General features: G+C 69.0%; 14 protein-coding genes and 1 tRNA gene. 7 read left to right on the forward strand and 8 right to left on the reverse strand.

The annotated features are described in order from the left end of the window. Positions 1 to 14: 14 nt before the first annotated feature. The 3 genes from C3E87_RS12785 to upp form a co-directional block, all read right to left on the reverse strand. The gene (locus tag C3E87_RS12785) at positions 15 to 1,790 is read right to left on the reverse strand and encodes an alpha-amylase family glycosyl hydrolase (RefSeq protein ID WP_233120808.1); all 1,776 of its coding nucleotides are present in this window, start codon (positions 1,788 to 1,790) and stop codon (positions 15 to 17) included. A gap of 71 nt (positions 1,791 to 1,861) precedes the next feature. After that, entirely contained in the window at positions 1,862 to 2,623 is a 762-nt protein-coding gene (locus tag C3E87_RS12790) for a YwiC-like family protein (RefSeq protein WP_076063528.1), read from the reverse strand. Positions 2,624 to 2,671: 48 nt separating this feature from the next. Further along, the gene (gene upp, locus C3E87_RS12795) at positions 2,672 to 3,313 is read right to left on the reverse strand and encodes a uracil phosphoribosyltransferase (protein WP_076063531.1); all 642 of its coding nucleotides are present in this window, start codon (positions 3,311 to 3,313) and stop codon (positions 2,672 to 2,674) included. A 119-nt stretch (positions 3,314 to 3,432) separates the two neighbouring features. Here upp and C3E87_RS12800 point away from each other — a divergent pair, with 119 nt between their 5' ends. Together C3E87_RS12800 and tadA are read left to right on the forward strand one after the other, a co-directional pair. After that, a complete protein-coding gene (locus C3E87_RS12800; RefSeq protein ID WP_076063533.1) occupies positions 3,433 to 4,023 on the forward strand; it encodes a tRNA adenosine deaminase-associated protein in 591 nt (196 codons plus the stop codon). A gap of 32 nt (positions 4,024 to 4,055) precedes the next feature. Continuing rightward, the gene (gene tadA, locus C3E87_RS12805) at positions 4,056 to 4,487 is read left to right on the forward strand and encodes a tRNA adenosine(34) deaminase TadA (RefSeq protein WP_083665652.1); all 432 of its coding nucleotides are present in this window, start codon (positions 4,056 to 4,058) and stop codon (positions 4,485 to 4,487) included. Positions 4,488 to 4,532: 45 nt separating this feature from the next. Here tadA and C3E87_RS12810 read toward each other — a convergent pair whose 3' ends face one another. Then, positions 4,533 to 5,711 (reverse strand): MFS transporter, encoded by a 1,179-nt coding sequence (locus C3E87_RS12810; RefSeq protein ID WP_076063536.1) that lies wholly within the window; start codon positions 5,709 to 5,711, stop codon positions 4,533 to 4,535. Positions 5,712 to 5,792: 81 nt separating this feature from the next. Between C3E87_RS12810 and C3E87_RS12815 the strand changes: the two genes are divergently transcribed. Next, positions 5,793 to 5,877, forward strand: a tRNA-Ser gene (locus tag C3E87_RS12815). 84 nt (positions 5,878 to 5,961) lie between these two features. Here the strand turns inward: C3E87_RS12815 and C3E87_RS12820 are convergent. Both C3E87_RS12820 and C3E87_RS12825 read right to left on the reverse strand, forming a co-directional pair. Further along, the gene (locus C3E87_RS12820) at positions 5,962 to 6,510 is read right to left on the reverse strand and encodes a LytR C-terminal domain-containing protein (protein ID WP_076063539.1); all 549 of its coding nucleotides are present in this window, start codon (positions 6,508 to 6,510) and stop codon (positions 5,962 to 5,964) included. Positions 6,511 to 6,553: 43 nt separating this feature from the next. Further along, complete coding sequence (locus C3E87_RS12825; protein WP_076063541.1) at positions 6,554 to 6,847, reverse strand: type II toxin-antitoxin system VapB family antitoxin; 294 nt, start codon at positions 6,845 to 6,847, stop codon at positions 6,554 to 6,556. A gap of 109 nt (positions 6,848 to 6,956) precedes the next feature. Between C3E87_RS12825 and C3E87_RS12830 the strand changes: the two genes are divergently transcribed. Further along, a complete protein-coding gene (locus tag C3E87_RS12830) occupies positions 6,957 to 8,606 on the forward strand; it encodes a helicase HerA-like domain-containing protein (protein WP_198928311.1) in 1,650 nt (549 codons plus the stop codon). A gap of 3 nt (positions 8,607 to 8,609) precedes the next feature. On the opposite strand, the gene ngcE is transcribed toward C3E87_RS12830, so the two are convergent. Next, positions 8,610 to 10,004, reverse strand: a complete 1,395-nt coding sequence (ngcE, locus tag C3E87_RS12835; protein ID WP_076063544.1) for an N-acetylglucosamine/diacetylchitobiose ABC transporter substrate-binding protein — start codon at positions 10,002 to 10,004, stop codon at positions 8,610 to 8,612. An 82-nt stretch (positions 10,005 to 10,086) separates the two neighbouring features. Further along, the gene (locus tag C3E87_RS12840) at positions 10,087 to 11,361 is read right to left on the reverse strand and encodes an aspartate kinase (protein WP_076063547.1); all 1,275 of its coding nucleotides are present in this window, start codon (positions 11,359 to 11,361) and stop codon (positions 10,087 to 10,089) included. 482 nt (positions 11,362 to 11,843) lie between these two features. Here C3E87_RS12840 and C3E87_RS14990 point away from each other — a divergent pair, with 482 nt between their 5' ends. The 3 genes from C3E87_RS14990 to C3E87_RS12855 all read left to right on the forward strand — a co-directional run. Further along, positions 11,844 to 13,022: a DUF480 domain-containing protein gene (locus C3E87_RS14990; protein WP_083665653.1), complete on the forward strand. Its 1,179-nt coding sequence runs from the start codon at positions 11,844 to 11,846 to the stop codon at positions 13,020 to 13,022. Positions 13,023 to 13,066: 44 nt separating this feature from the next. Continuing rightward, positions 13,067 to 14,062, forward strand: coding sequence for a Gfo/Idh/MocA family protein (locus C3E87_RS12850; protein WP_076063549.1), 996 nt, complete (start codon positions 13,067 to 13,069; stop codon positions 14,060 to 14,062). Positions 14,063 to 14,354: 292 nt separating this feature from the next. Continuing rightward, a partial coding sequence (locus tag C3E87_RS12855) for a CAP domain-containing protein (protein ID WP_198928312.1) occupies positions 14,355 to 15,269 on the forward strand: 915 nt, incomplete at its 3' end.

Raw genomic sequence — 15,269 nt, forward strand, 5'->3', positions numbered from 1 at the left:
CCTAGGGCGAGTCGTCAGCCCGCGTAGCTGTAGACCAGCACCGAGTACGGGGCGATGGTGAGCGTGGCGCTGGCGCCGAACCCGTCCTGGCCCTCGTCGTTGCTGTGCAGGTCGCCCGACGGGTGGTCGCCGAAGTCGTCGGAGTACAGGGTGGCATCGGAATTGAGCTTCAACTCCCACCTGCCGCCGGACGGCAGCCCGATGCGGTAGTCGTCGCGCACCTCGCCAGAGAAGTTCGCCACCACCACGACGTCGTCGCCGATGCCGTGGTCGTACCAGCGCTGGAACGCGATGACCTTCGCGTCATCATTGCGATGGAAGACGTTGACGCCCTGACCCTGCAGCCCCTGCGACTCGCCGAACAGGTTGCGCCGCAGCGTGATGAGGTCGGCGTAGAGCTGCACGATGCCGTGATGCTCCCGCTTCAGATGCCAGTCGAGCGGCACGTCGTCGCGGAACCAGTCGCCCTGGAGGAACTCCTGGCCCTGGAACAGCATGGGGATGCCCGGCGCGGTCATCACGAGCGCGGCGCCCAGCGTCGAGCGCTTCTGCGCGAACCAGCCCTGCTGGTCGCCGGGCTGGACCTCCGCCACGACCCTCGCCTTGCCGTTGGCCACCTCGTCGTGCGACTCGGTGTAGACCACCCGGCGGAACGCGTCGCCGTCGTAGTTGAAGGTGAGCGCGTCGGCGATGGCGTCGATGCTGCGGTGCGCGTCGTCATATTCCTGCAGCGCCTTGCGCACCGGGTGCACGAAGTTGGGGTCCCACTGCGCGTGGTAGCCCGCGCCGTCGTGGTCCAGGCCGGTGACCAGCGGGTTGGAGTGCATGTCCTCCGCGATGAGCAGCGCCTTCGGGAACTGGGTGCGGATGTCGCGGTTGATCCAGGACTGCAGGGTCCAGCCGTCGATGATGTCGAAGCCCGTGGCGTCCACGGAGCGCATGTACGGCGTCATGTCGTAGCGCAGCCCGTCGACGCGGTACTCGCGCAGCCACATCAGCGCGTTGTCGTGGATGAAGCGACGCACCTCGGCCCGGCCGTAATCCGGGCGGGTGTCGCCCCACGGGGTGCTGGAGCGGTGGTCGTTGTAGAAGTAGATACCGCCCTTGTCGTTCTCCTGCCACCCGTCGAACTGCCACAGGTCCAGATCTGACGGGCCGAAGTGGTTGTAGACGACGTCCTGGATCACGGCCAGGCCCATGCGGTGCGCCTGCTTCACGAACTCGCGGTAGGCGCGCGGGCCGCCGTAGGTGGATTCGACGGCGAAGATGTGGGCGGGGTTGTAGCCCCAGGAGAGGTCGCCGGCGAACTCGGCGATGGGCATGAGCTGGATGGCGTTGCAGCCCAGGTCCAGGACGTGCTGGAGCTTCTCGGCCATCATCGTGAAGCTGCCGGTGTCGTCGCTCTTGGTGAAGAAGGAACCGACGTGGGCCTCGTAGATGACGATCTCGTTGTGCGCCGGAGGCTCGAAGCTGTCGTCCTCCCAGTCGAAATCGAGGGGGTCGACGATGACGGTGTTGCCGACGGAGTTCGTCACCTCGCGGGCGTAGGGGTCGTTGCGGTGGAGTTCGAGACTGCCGTTGGTGAGGAAGTACTTGTACTCCTGCCCGGCTTCGGCTCCCTCGACGTAGCCGTACCAGTAGCCCTCGTCGTTCTCACGGGTGAGGGGATGTGCCGTGGTGTCCCAGCCGTTGAAGTCGCCGGTGACGCTGACGCTGTCGGCGTTCGGCGCCCACACCCGGAAGCCGATGCCACCCTCGGCGACGATCGCGCCCATACCCTCTAGAACCACGATGGCCCCCTTTCTGATCTCGCCTCAGAGTAGGGGATGTGTCCAAGCGTGCGCTGGGAGTGGAGGGTGGCTCAGAACAGCACGAGCAGCAACGCCCATGCCGACGCCACGATCTCGACGACGCCGATCTGCCCCGGCGAGCGACGCTGCCGCGGCAGCCACCAGGCGCGCACGATGAGGGCCGCGGCCCACACCGGCCAGCCCCAGCCGAGCCAGCCGACGATGGCCGCCGCCAGCACCAGCGCGCCGAGCGCCACGTGGTAGAACAGCGACCGCTTCGCCGAGCGGGGGTCGTTGCGCTCCCGGATGAGTGCCTTCACGTGCAGCACCGTGCCCACGAAGTAGGCCGTGATGGCCACCATGACGGCGACCTCGTCAGCCCGGACGAAGTCCACCCCCGCGGTGCTGCGCAGCACCGCCATCAGGCCGCAGGAGGCGACGATCGTGAGCACCCCGGAGAGCACGGTGCGCTCCCGTTTGGAGGCAGCCAACCACAGCGCGCTGCCGAGCAGGACGGCGTACACCGGCGCCCAGAGCAGCAGCGACCAGCCCCGGAACCACAAGGTGACAAGGCCCGCGACGACCGCGATGGCGCCGTAGACGGCCACGGCGGGATAGTACGAGGGGCGGCGGCGCGGCGCGGCCTTCAGCGCCAGCGTGAGTGCGTGGTAGGCGAAGTACCCGATCAGCCAGGTGACACCCAGCGCGGCGTCGCCACCGTCGAGGGAGCGGTAGGGGGCCACCAGGATCAGCCCGGCGAGGAACGGGACGATGATCATCGCCCAGGCGCCGTGCTGGTTGGTCATCCACCCCTTTGACGCTCGCTTGGCCATGACCCCAACCTATCGACCCCCACGCGGGCGTCGAGCGGAGGGGTGTGCCTACTCGGCCAGGCCGTACAGGCGGTCGCCGGCGTCACCCAGGCCGGGCACGATGTAGCCGGCCTCGTTGAGGCGCTCGTCCAGCGAGGCGACCACGACGCGGCACGGCACCTGCAGGTCGCCCAGGAGGTGCTGCAGCTTCTCCACGCCCTCGGGCGCGGCGGTGAGGCAGATGGCGGTGATGTCGTCCGCTCCGCGGTCCACCAGGTACTGGATGGCGCCGCCGAGTGAGCCGCCGGTTGCGAGCATCGGGTCCAGGACGTAGCACTGCCTGCCGGACAGGTCCTGCGGGAGGCGCTCCGCGTAGGTCATGGGCTGCAGGGTCTTCTCGTCGCGGATCATGCCGAGGAAGCCCACCTCCGCGGTGGGCACGAGGCGCAGCATGCCGTCGAGCATGCCGAGCCCGGCGCGCAGGATGGGCACCACCAGCGGTGCCGGCTGCGCCAGCTTCACGCCGGTGGTGGGGGCGACGGGGGTCTCGATCTGCACCTCATGGACGCGCACCCCGCGGGTCGCCTCGTAGGCGAGCAGAGTGACGAGCTCCTCCACCAGCAACCGGAAGACCGGCTGCGGAGTGTTCTTGTCCCGCAGGACCGTGAGCTTGTGATGGACGAGCGGGTGTTCGACGACGTGTAGTTCCACGGGACCAACCTTCGCACATCCGGGCACTTCCGCGTAGCGGGTTGCCCCCCGCGCTGTCTCATTCCGGGGAAGCGTGCAAGGATGGGCGAGGCACCTGGGTTCGTCGGAAGGAGTGGGTTGTGGACGTGTTCGATGAGGATGCGGAGCCGTTCGACTTGAAGAACGACGTCGAGGAAACAGACGACGCTGATCTGGACGATTTCGACGACGACGGTGACGACCTCGAGGACGCCACCGAGGACGACGTCGACCTTGTGGTCGCGCTCTACCGTGAAGACGGTAAGGCCACTGCGGTGCCCATGGATTACGACCTCGCCAACGACTTCGACGAGCTCATCCGTCAGCTGAGCCGCCTCCCAGGCGACTCCGGCGCCGACGGCTGGGTCTCCGTGGCCGGCGAGTTCTTCGTGTTGTGCCGCGTGCGCGGCCGCACCGTCGAGGTGCTGCTGTCCGACGCGACGGCCGCCAACGACTGGCCCCTGGCCCGCGACGTGGTCGACTACCTCGGCGAGGACGTGCCGGACGAGGACGACGACTCCTTCCCGTTGGGCGACCTCGAGATCTACGCAGCCAGCGGTCTGCGCGGCTTCGAGATGGAGGCCATCGCCACGGATTACGACGAGGACTCCGACGTCCTCCTCGGCGTCATCGCGAAGAAGCTGAAGATCGGCGCGGAGTTCGAGCGCGCCGTCGAGTCCTTCGACGACTGACCGACGCCGTGGGCACGCGCTGGCATGACGCGATGCGTCGCGCGCTGGCCGAGGCGTCGGCCGCCGAAGCGCACGGCGACGTGCCCATCGGCGCCGTCGTCCTGAACCCGGCGGGCGAGGTCATCGCCGCCGCCGGGAACGAACGGGAACTCACTGGGGACCCCACCGCGCATGCGGAGGTCGTCGCCATCCGCCGCGCCGCGCAGGCGGTGGGGGAGTGGCGGCTCACGGACTGCACGCTCGTGGTCACCCTGGAGCCCTGCACCATGTGCGCCGGGGCCATCGTCGCCTCCCGGATCGGGCACCTCGTGTTCGGCGCGTTCGACGAGAAGGCCGGCGCCGTCTCGTCGCTGTGGGACGTGGTGCGCGACCCCCGGCTCAACCACCGCCCGACGGTGACCTCGCGGGTGCTGGAAACCGAATGCGCCGCCATTCTTGAGCGGTTCTTCGCCGCCAAGCGCTAGGGGAACCCACCTGTCCGGTCATGACAGCTGAGCGCCTGAACCAGGTCAGTCGAGGATGGAGATGCCGCCGCGCAGATCCGGCTGCGCCTTGCGGAACACGATGGCCACCACGAGCGCCAGCACGCCGGCCCCGGCGGCGATGAACAGCGCGCCGGGCGCCCCCACCGCGTCGATCGCCACGCCGGCGACGGCGGCGCACACAGAGGTGCCCAGCAACTGGCCGGTGCCGATCCAGCCGTAGGCCTCCGCGGTGTCGGCGAACGGCACGCTGCCGGCGATGACCGAGGACACCGCCGCCAGCGCCGGCGCGATGCCCACGCCCGCGATGAACAAGGCGGCGGTCAGGCCCCAGAAGCCGGTCAGGATCGCGGCCAACACCAGGCCGACCACCATGATCATCGTGCGCAGGGCCAGCGACCAGCGCGAGATGGGCCGGTTGCCCGCCGCGAGCCCGCCGATGAGCGACCCGAACGACGTGATGCCCAGCACGATGCCGGCGAGGATCGAGCCCTCGTCGAAGCTGGCCACGACACCCACCTCGACGGCGGCGAAGGCACCCAGGAACAGCGCCGAGGTGACCATCATGAGGATCACCGACGGGTTCTGGAGCACGCGGCCCAGCTTGCGGTCGGTCAGCGGGATCTTCATGGTGCGCACCGCCGGGGCCAGCATGAAGGCGAGGCCGCCGACGATCTGTACGGCCACCACGATGAGCAGCGCCACGGTGGTGTCGAACGCGGCCACCAGCATGGTGATGGACACCGGGCCGATGACCCAGATGACCTCCTGCAGCGCGGCGTCGAAGCTGAAGAGCGTCGTGAGGAGGGGGCGCGGGGTCACCCGCGGGTACAGGGTGCGGACCGCAGGGATCACGGGCGGGACGGTGCCGCCGCCCAGGGCGCCCAGCACGATGAGCCAGAACAGGGGGAGGGTGGGGAACAGTGCGAGCGCGGAGAAGGCGGTGACCGACAGGAGGGTGCACACCAGCAGCACCCGGAAGGTGCCGAACCGGCTCAGCAGCCGCGACACCGGCGGCCCGGCCACAGCCATGGCCGCCGAGAACGCGCCGAGCACCAGGCCCGCGGCGGTGTACGTGCCCTGGGCCCGCTCCACGTGCATGAGGATCCCCAGCGTGTACATCCCCGCCGGGAACCGGGCGGCCAGCTGGGCCGCCAAGATGAGCGGGAGTCCCGGGACACGGAGGAGGGCCGAGATTTCACGCACCGGCCTACTGTACGCGCCGGGCGCGGGTGGCTGGCAAACCACGATTGGTGATCACCGGTGGGAATCACTACACTGGTCTGCGGTGATGTGTCTGAGCGGCCGAAAGAGCTCGCCTCGAAAGCGAGAGTAGGGCAACCTACCGGGGGTTCAAATCCCTCCATCACCGCCGACGAACCCCCGGAAGAGATTCCGGGGGTTCAATGTTTCTGTGGGCCCCGGAGCCGAGGCTACGGGCGTGCGTGCGACGGGCTCAGCTCTCCGTCGTCGGCGAGGGGGACGGGGACGCAGACGCCGACTCGTCCGTGGCCACCGGCGGCCTGCAGATCGAACCACCCGCGGACGACACCTGGTAGATGATCTGCTCCGTGGGCGCGTAGCCCTGCCAGGCGGTGCCGACCAGCACGTCGAGGGTGCCGTCGATGCGGTCGTCGTACTCGATCTTCGGGTCGATGAAGTTCGACATCAGCAGCCGCATGGCGGGGTACTGATCCTTGTTGCCGCGGATCACCGTCTCCTTGATGGTCTCCTCGGTGTCGTCGACGCTCACCACGTTGTACCCACCGTCGGTCAGTTGCGTGCCGATCCGACGCGCCAGCCCGGTGGTGAAGCCGCCGTTGTACACGTGCACGAACACCATGGTGGGGTTGACGAACTCCGTGGCTTCAGTGACGCACGGCGTGGGCGGTGTCGTCGGCAGCGGCGCGGTGAGTTCGCGCCAACCCCACAGGAAACCCCACCCGAGAAAGCCCAGCAGGCCCAGCAGAATCACCGGGGTGGCTATCAGGCGGAAGATGCGCACTTGTTTACATTCGCTTTCGTCGAGGAGTTTCCCTGGTGGGAGATTACTTCAACTCGAGGACCCTGGCGTGCATTGTCTGCCGTTGCTGGAGCGCGGCGCGCAGCGCCCGGTGCAGCCCGTCCTCCAGGTAGAGCTCGCCGCGGTAGGACACGACGTGCGCGAAGAGGTCGCCGTAGAAGGTGGAATCCTCCTCCAGCAGCGCCTCCAGATCCAGGGTGCGCTTGGTGGTCACGAGTTCGTCGAGGCGCACCTGATGGGGCGCGATCGCGATCCACTGCTTCTGGGTGTACCCGTGGTCCGGGTAGGGGCGGGAATCGCCGACTCGCTTGAAGATCACGCCGCCAGCCTACCCAACCCGCCCGCCGCCCGGAGCCCGCGGCGCCCAGAGGTGCCCCCGTACTGCGTGAACACGCCCCTTCGACGGGGGTCTGTGGGACGATGCGGACGTGAACGATGCAGCACCGACTGACCAGATCAGGGCCGGCTACACCTTCGAGGCACCCGCAGCGACGCTGGGCGTCCTCGTCGACGGAGAGCCCGCCGTCGACGTGCCCATCCGCATCCCCCTGTCGATGTTCAACAGGCACGGCCTGGTGGCCGGGGCCACCGGCACGGGCAAGACCAAGACCCTGCAGGTGATGGCCGAGGCGCTGTCGGTGGCCGGTGTACCCGTCTTCGCCGCGGACATCAAGGGCGACCTCAGCGGCATGGCCTCGCCGGGCGAATCGAACGAGAAGATCCTCGCGCGCACGCAGAAGCAGGGCCAGCCCTGGCAGCCGACGGCGTTCCCCGCCGAGTTCTACGCCCTGGGCGGGCAGGGCATCGGAGTGCCGGTGCGGGCGGCGGTGTCGTCGTTCGGGCCCATCCTCCTGTCCAAGGTGCTGGGCCTCAACCAGGTGCAGGAATCCTCGCTGGGGCTGGTGTTCCACTACGCCGACAAGAACGGCCTGCTGCTCCTCGACCTCAAGGACCTCGTCGGCCTGCTCAAATGGCTCACCTCGGATGAGGGCAAGCCGGAGCTGAAGGGCATCGGCGGGGTGTCGACGGCCACCGCCGGCGTGATCCTCCGCTCGCTCGTGACCCTTTCGGACCAGGGTGGCGACGTCTTCTTCGGCGAGCCCGAGTTCGAGCCCTCGGAGCTGCTGCGGGTGGCGCCGGACGGCCGCGGCGTGGTGTCGCTGCTGGAACTGCCGCAACTCGCCACGCAGCCCGCGCTGTTCTCCACGTTCCTGATGTGGCTGCTGGCAGACCTGTTCACCTCGCTGCCCGAGGTCGGCGACCTCGACAAGCCCAAGCTGGTGTTCTTCTTCGACGAGGCCCACCTGCTCTTCAACGACGCGTCGAAGGCGTTCCTCCAGGCCATCACGCAGACCGTCCGGCTGATCCGCTCCAAGGGCATCGGCGTGTTCTTCGTCACGCAGACCCCCAAGGACGTGCCCGACGACGTGCTGGCCCAGCTCGGTTCGCGCGTCCAGCACCAGCTCAGGGCCCACACGCCCAACGATGCGAAGGCGCTCAAGGCCACCGTCGACACCTACCCGCACTCCCACTACGACCTCGAGCAGGTGCTGCAGCAGTTGGGCATCGGCGAGGCCGTCGTGACCGTGATGAGCGAGAAGGGCGCGCCCACCCCGGTGGCCTGGACGCGGATCTGGGCGCCGGCCTCCTCGATGTCGCCAACGCCCGAGGCCCAGTTGCGGGCCTCGGTGGAGGCGTCGCCCCTGTTCGCGCGGTACGGCCAGGCGGTGGACAGGGAATCGGCCTACGAGATCCTGACCCGCCGGCTCGAGGCCGGCTCGGCGCAGGCCGAGGCCGAACGGCTCGAGGCGGAGCGGGCGGAGGCCGAGGCCGCCGCGCAGAAGGAGCACGAGCGCACCCAGCAGGAGTGGGAGAAGCAGCAGCGCGAGAACGAGCGCGAGCTGGCCCGGCTGGAGCGCGAACGCAAGCAGGCGGAGGCCGAGCGGCGCCGCTACGAGCGGGAGAACCCGTCGCTGATCGAGCAGGTCACGAAGTCGCCGGTGTTCAAGGACGTCATGCGCACGGCCGGCCGCGAGATCGTGCGCAGCATCTTCGGCACCGGCCGCAGGGGGCGGTAGCGCTCAGTCGACGGTGTAGGTGGGGATCTCCGGATCCTCGCGCACGGCGTCCGACAACGCCTGCAGCTCCTCGGCCAGCGCCTGCGCGCCCAGGTCGCCGCTGAGGAACTGCCCCCAGAGGCGGTTGTAGTCCTCGGACAGGCCATAGTGGGACACGAAGCGCCACGAGTACACGTCCTCCCCGGCATCTGCCAGGAGGCGGGTCTGCGCGGCCAACGCCGTCGACTCCAGGTCTGCCGGCACCGTGGTGCGCACGACCGTGGGCACCAGGTTGTTCCGTGCGAACGACTCCGCGGCCTCCCTCGACAGCAGCGTCCGCAGGAGCTCCTGTCCGCCGGCCGGGTTCGCTGAGTTCTTCGGCACGATGAACTGCTCGATCGATTGCGCGTGCGCGGCTGACCAGGGCAGCGTCGGCGCGGCCGTGAGCGCGGGCACCGGGGCCACCGTCATCTCGAAGCCCTGCGAAGTGCGGCCGTCCATCTCCCTGGCGATCCAGGACCCCGACGGGTAGAACAGGGCCTTCTGGTACTGCGACCACTCGGCCTGGGCGTCCACGTACGCCCCGCCGTAGCGCACGAAGCCCGCGGCCACGCACTCCGCCAGCGACTGCAGCACGCCTGTGACTGCGGGGTGGTACCAGCCCTCGGGCTCCAGGTTGTCGAGCGCGCGGCGCACGTCGTGGCCGCCCTCCTTGATGGCCGACGAGATGGCCAGCTCGGCGTAGTAGCCGGCGGCGTCGTCGCCCCACACGAACAGGTCCTGACCCAACTCGCGGGCCCGCTCGCCGAGCTCCAACAGCTCGTCCCAGGCGGTGGGCACTGCCCAGCCCTGGGCCGCGAAGTGGCTGGCGGAGTGCCAGAGTCCGTAGACGCTCAGCGCGTAATCCAGCGCCACGTGGCGGCCGTTGAACGTGCCGGCCTGCACCACGCCGCCATACAGCGTCTCCTCGATGGGGACGCCCTCCAGGTTGAGGGACGACATCAGGTCGTCGAGCGGAAGGAGTTCGTCGACGATGTCCGCGACGGCGAGCTGGTGGCTGCCTGAGTTGTCGACGAGGTCCGGCGGGGTGGCGCCGTCGGCGAACAGGGGCGCCACGTCTGCGGTGATGTCGCTACTCGCGGCCACCTGGACCCGCAGGCCCCCATAGGTCTTCCGCATGGCGGTGGCGGCGTCGCGCACGTAGCCGACGCCGAACGCGCCGTCGAAGATGACGGCCTTGACGCTGCTGGGCACCGTGAGCCCGAACGGATGGGTGACCGTGGGGCTGGGCTCCGGCGTGGAGGCGGGGCTCCCCGTCCGGCTCTCGCCCGGGGGCGCCGGCGGCTGGGTGCTGACGCACGCCGTCAGCGGCACGACGGCGGCCGCGGCCAGGAAGTGTCGTCGCCCCAGAATGGTCATGCAGGAACTCTAGCCCCGGGTCCGCAGGGAGCACCCTTCGGCCTGCCCGGCGCCCAGCGCCGGGACGGGGGCCGAGGGGGGGTCAGCGACCGGTGCCCGCGTAGACCGTGGCCTCGTCCGAGCCGTCGAGCCCGAAGGCGCTGTGGGCGGCGCGCACGGCGTCGTCGACATCATCGGCACCGACGATCACCGAGATGCGGATCTCCGAGGTGGAGATCATCTGCAGGTTCACGTCCGCCTTGGCCAGCGCGTCGAAGAACGTGGCGGAGACCCCCGGGTGCGAGCGCATGCCCACGCCCACCACCGAGACCTTGCCGATCTGGTCGTCGTAGAGCACCTCCTCGAAGCCCACCTCGTCCTTGATGGCGTCGAGCGCGGCGATGGCCTTGGCGCCCAGGTCCATGGGGAGGGTGAACGAGATGTCCGTGGCGGCGTCCGACAGGCGCGAGATGTTCTGCACGATCATGTCGATGTTGATATCGGCCTGGGCGATCGCGCGGAAGATGCTGGCGGCTTCGCCCACCCGGTCCGGCACGTTGACGATGGTGATCTTGGCTTCGGTGCGGTCGTGGGCGACACCGGTGATGATGGCTTCTTCCATGGCTCCGTCTTTCGTGATCTGATCCTGGCTCTTGACCCAGGTGCCGGGCTTGTCGGTGAACGAGGAACGCACGTGCACGGGCACGCCCTCGCGGCGCGCGTACTCGACGCAGCGCAGGTGCAGGATCTTGGCGCCGCTGGCGGCCATCTCCATCATGTCCTCGTAGCCGATCTCGCTGATCTGGCGGGCGGACTTCACGATGCGCGGATCCGCCGTGTAGACGCCGTCCACATCCGAATAGATCTCGCAGTAGTCGGCGCCCAGCGCGGAGGCGAGCGCGACGGCGGTGGTGTCCGACGCGCCGCGGCCGAGCGTCGTCACGTCCTTGGTGGTCTGGGCGACGCCCTGGAAGCCGGCGACGATCACGACGCTGCCCTCTTCGAGCGACTTCACGACGCGGCCCGGAGTGATGTCGATGATGCGCGCGTTTCCGTGCGTGGGGGTGGTAAGGATGCCGGCCTGTGATCCGGTGTAGGACACCGCCTCCACACCGAGGTCCGACAGCGCCATCGCCAGCAGCGCGGCGGACTGCCGCTCGCCGGTGGTCAGCAGCATGTCGAGCTCGCGTGACTTGGGGCTGGGGGAGACCTGCAGCGCCAGGTCCATCAACTCGTCGGTGGTGTCACCCATGGCGGAGATGACGATGATGACGTCGTGCCCCTCGCCGCGGGTGCGCGCGATGCGGCGGGCGACGCGCTTGATGGACTCCGCGTCCTGAACCGAACTGCCGCCGAACTTCTGAACGATGCGACCCATGTGTAAGAACCTCCTGAGGACCGCGTATCAGGATAGTTCGCCCGGGGCCTGGATGCGAGGGTCGTCCGCCGCGCACCGGTCGCGCGTTGCTGCCGTCGCTCAGAGCTGGCACTCACCACCCACACGTGCAGCGCTCAGTCCGCGGGAGTTGAGCACGTCAGGTCTGGGCTGTTGGGTGCTTGCGCTGGGCGGGGCAGCCAGCGCGAGGGGGTGGGCAGCGGGTCGCCGTTGCTCGCTGACGTGCGCGCCAGCGCTGGGGGCAGTCCCGGCGCGTGGAATCAGGCTGAGCATTGAACGAGCAGGCGGTCGTTCATTGCTGGGTTTATCCCTGTGGACGGCGCCAAATCCAGCATTGAACGAGGAGGTCGTGGTTCATTGCTGGGTTCAGCCCTGTGGACGACGCCGAATCAAGATTCGGGTCGCCAGGGCGACCCCCGCACCCGCCCCGACGGCGCCCGGCCCCAGCGGGTAATGTCGGGCCCGTGACCGCGCTCCCGATCCTCACCGCAGAAGAACAGCGCGTGCTGGGGTGCCTCCTCGAGAAGGAGATCACCGTCCCGGCCAGCTATCCGCTGACGCTCAACGCCCTGCGCACCGCCTGCAACCAGTCCAGCAGCCGCGAGCCCGTCGTCGACTACGACGAGCGCACCGTCCAGGACGCCGTGCGCTCCCTGAAGGACCGGGGGCTGGCCCGCATCACGTGGCTGGACTACGGCAAGCGCACCCTGAAGTACTCGCAGAGCGCCGTCGAGGCCCTGGCGCTGCCCGACGACGAGCGCGCCCTGCTGACCGTGCTGCTGCTCCGCGGCCCCCAGGCGCCGGGGGAGCTCAAGGCCCGCACCGACAGGCTGCACCGCTTCGCCGACAGGGAAGCGGTGGAAGCCGTCCTGCAGCGCATGGCGCAGCGCGAACAGCCGCTGGTGCGGCAGCTCGAGCGCAAGGCCGGCCACCAGGACCACCGCTGGCTCCACCTCCTGGGCGACATCCCGCCCGAGGTCGGCCCTGAGGCCGCCGTGGACCGCGAGCAGATCCTGGCGGAGGGGGTCGACGCCCGTGACGGGGCCATGGTCGTGGCCTACGAGGCGCTGGCAGACCTCGAGCCGGACCCGATGTCGCCCACGGCGTTCGAGGACTGGTTCATTGCGCACGTGGCCGAACTCTCAGGCCCGCACCAGACCGCCGACATCGGCTGCGGCCTGGGCGACACCACGCTCCTCCTCGCGGAGGCCGGCGCGCTGCCCACCGGTTTCGACCTCGCGCCGCGCATGATCGAGGTGGCCCGCGAGCGCAACCTCGACGTCGAGTTCGAGGTGGGCGACTTCCGCCGCCTCCTGCGGCCGGGCAACGACGCGGGCTGGGGCGCCATCCTGGCCTGGTACTCCTTCATCCACCTCGCGCCCAGCGAACTCGCGGCCACCCTCAGGCACCTCGCCCAGACCCTGCTGCCCGACGGCGTGCTTGCGCTGGCGGTCTACGTCGGTAACGCCGTCGAACCGGTGACGCAGTGGGACGGCGAAGAGGTGGCGGTGCCGCTGGTGCTGCACGACCCCGCCGAGATCCGCCGCGCGATGTCCGCGGCGGGCCTGGAATCCGAGTCGTACCTCGTCAGCGGCGGAGCGGAGCGGGACCGGCTCTATCTCATCGGCCGGCGCAGAGCCTAGTCAAACACCCACCACACAATTATCGAGAGGACTACCCTTCTGCCATGGATACGGTTCGCTGGGGCATCGTCGGCACGGGAGCTATCGCACACGGGGTGGCTGGAGACTTCCAGTTCGTCCCCGGTGCGGAACTGACCGCCGTCGCGTCACGCACCACCGCCACGGCCCAGGCGTTCGCCGCCAAGCACGGCATCCCCAAGGCCTTCGGCTCCTACGCCGAGATGCTGCACTCCGATGACGTCGATGTCGTCTACATCGCCACGCCGCACCCCCAGCACCGCGACGTCGCCCTCATGGCCATCGCCAACGGCAAGGCCGTCCTCGTCGAGAAGGCCTTCACCGCCACGCTCTCCGGCGCCCGCGACATCGTCAGGGCGGCCCGCCAGCAGGGGGTGTTCGCCATGGAGGCCATGTGGACCCGCTTCCTGCCGGTGGTCGAGGCCGCCCGCGAGGTGGTGGCGTGGGGCCGCATCGGCGATGTCGTCTCGGTGCAGGGCGACCTCTACGCGTACCGCGAGTTCCAGCCAGACCACCGTCTCTTCGCCAAGGAGCTGGGCGGCGGCGCCATTCTCGACCTGGGCGTCTACGTCGTCAACTTCGCCCAGGCGTTCCTCGGCAACGTCAAGTCCGTGGATTGCATGACGCGCCTGTACCCCACGGGCGTGGAACGGGCCGCGAGTATCAGCCTCGCGCACACCGGGGGCGGGTTGTCGTCGCTGGCGGTCGGGTTCGATGGCCACGGCCCGGCCCGGATGGTCATCATCGGCACCAAGGGCTGGATAGAGGTGGAGCCGCGGTTCCACCATCCGTCGATGATCACGATCCACCGCAACGGCGTCCTGCCCCGCATCATCGAGGCCATGCCCATCGGCCGCGGCTACAGCCACGAGTTCGCCGAGGTCACGGAGCGGATCAGGGAGGGCTGCACGGAGTCGCCGACGATGCCGCTGGACGACACGTTGGAAGTGATGCGGGTGCTGGAATCGTGCCTGCGTCAGGCAGGGATCTCCCACCGCGACGCCAACCTGGCGCTCATCTGAACCGCTCTTGGACTGACAAAGTCGTCAGGTGCCAGGAGGTGGGTCGCCCCACCAAGGCCACCCCGATGCCGGCGATACCGGCCCGGAGTATTAACCTGAGGTTGAGGTCGTAAGACATTAGATTTACGGTTTGACTGCACCCTTCGCGTCCACCTTGTGTACCGTCACAGGCGGCACTCGTCGTCGAGCGACCCCTCCCCGTAGGTAAATCTTGTTCGCAGAAGGATCTTCCCCAGTGCGCCTGCATGCTCTTTTGTCCTCTGCTTTGGGGGCTGTGCTCATCCTCTCCGGGATGGGTTTGCAGTCTTCCCGGGCGGCCACCGCGATAGACATCTCCAACATCGAATCCGTCCGCGCTGCCTATCAGCAGCAGCTCAAGCCGGCCTTGGCCGTGCAGCAGGACTGGACCGGGAACCTCGACACCTGCGCGGCGGGTGCCCCCAGCGCCGCCGCCCAGAAGGCCACGCTCGACGCCGTAAACTACTTCCGCGCCATGGGTGGCCTCGCCGCGGTGAAGTTCGACGCCGCGCTGTCCGCCAAGGCGCAACAGGCGGCCCTCATCATGAGCGCCAACAAGCGGCTCGACCATTACCCGACGGATTCCTGGCGCTGCATCAGCGCCCAGGGCAAGGAGGCCGCCGGCCGCTCGAACCTCGCGCTCGGCGCGGTGCGCTCCGGCTCCGGCGCGGGCGCCATCGCGCTGTACATGTCTGAGCCTGGCGCGTCGAACACGGCCGTGGGCCACCGTCGCTGGGTGATGCGCCCGCACACGACGACCATGGGCAGCGGCTCGACCACCAACTCCAACGCCCTCTGGGTCATCAACACCCCCAACGACAACCGCTCCAACCCGGACCCCACCTGGATCCCCTGGCCCACGGCCGGTTACTTCCCCACGCAGATCCAGCCCAACGGGCGCTGGTCGCTGACCGGCAACTCCTCGACGAAGTTCGACAACGCCAAGGTGAGCGTGTCCGGGCCGAACGGCCCCGTGCAGGTCACCAAGCAGCCGCTGGCCGGCGGCATGGGCAACCCCACGCTGGTCTTCGAGCTGGGTCTGCTGCCGAAGCCGGTGGGTGCCGCGGTGCACACCTACACGGTCACCGTCAGTGGCATCGTCCGCAACGGCGCCACGGTGAGTCACTCCTACGGCGTGAAGCTCTTCGACGCCGACGCCCCCGCCGCAGGGCAGCCCGCCCCACCGAGC

This window comes from Tessaracoccus sp. ZS01 (assembly GCF_022342445.1).
In the GTDB taxonomy this organism is placed as follows: domain Bacteria; phylum Actinomycetota; class Actinomycetes; order Propionibacteriales; family Propionibacteriaceae; genus Arachnia.

What these genes read in the sequence shown, in the direction of transcription:
- tadA (WP_083665652.1), top strand. Translation starts at nt 4,056, where the DNA reads ATGCGTCGCGCGCTGGCCGAGGCGTCGGCCGCCGAAGCGCACGGCGAC.
- C3E87_RS12850 (WP_076063549.1), top strand. Translation starts at nt 13,067, where the DNA reads ATGGATACGGTTCGCTGGGGCATCGTCGGCACGGGAGCTATCGCACAC.
- C3E87_RS12840 (WP_076063547.1), bottom strand. Translation starts at nt 11,361, where the DNA reads ATGGGTCGCATCGTTCAGAAGTTCGGCGGCAGTTCGGTTCAGGACGCG.
- ngcE (WP_076063544.1), bottom strand. Translation starts at nt 10,004, where the DNA reads ATGACCATTCTGGGGCGACGACACTTCCTGGCCGCGGCCGCCGTCGTG.
- C3E87_RS12790 (WP_076063528.1), bottom strand. Translation starts at nt 2,623, where the DNA reads ATGGCCAAGCGAGCGTCAAAGGGGTGGATGACCAACCAGCACGGCGCC.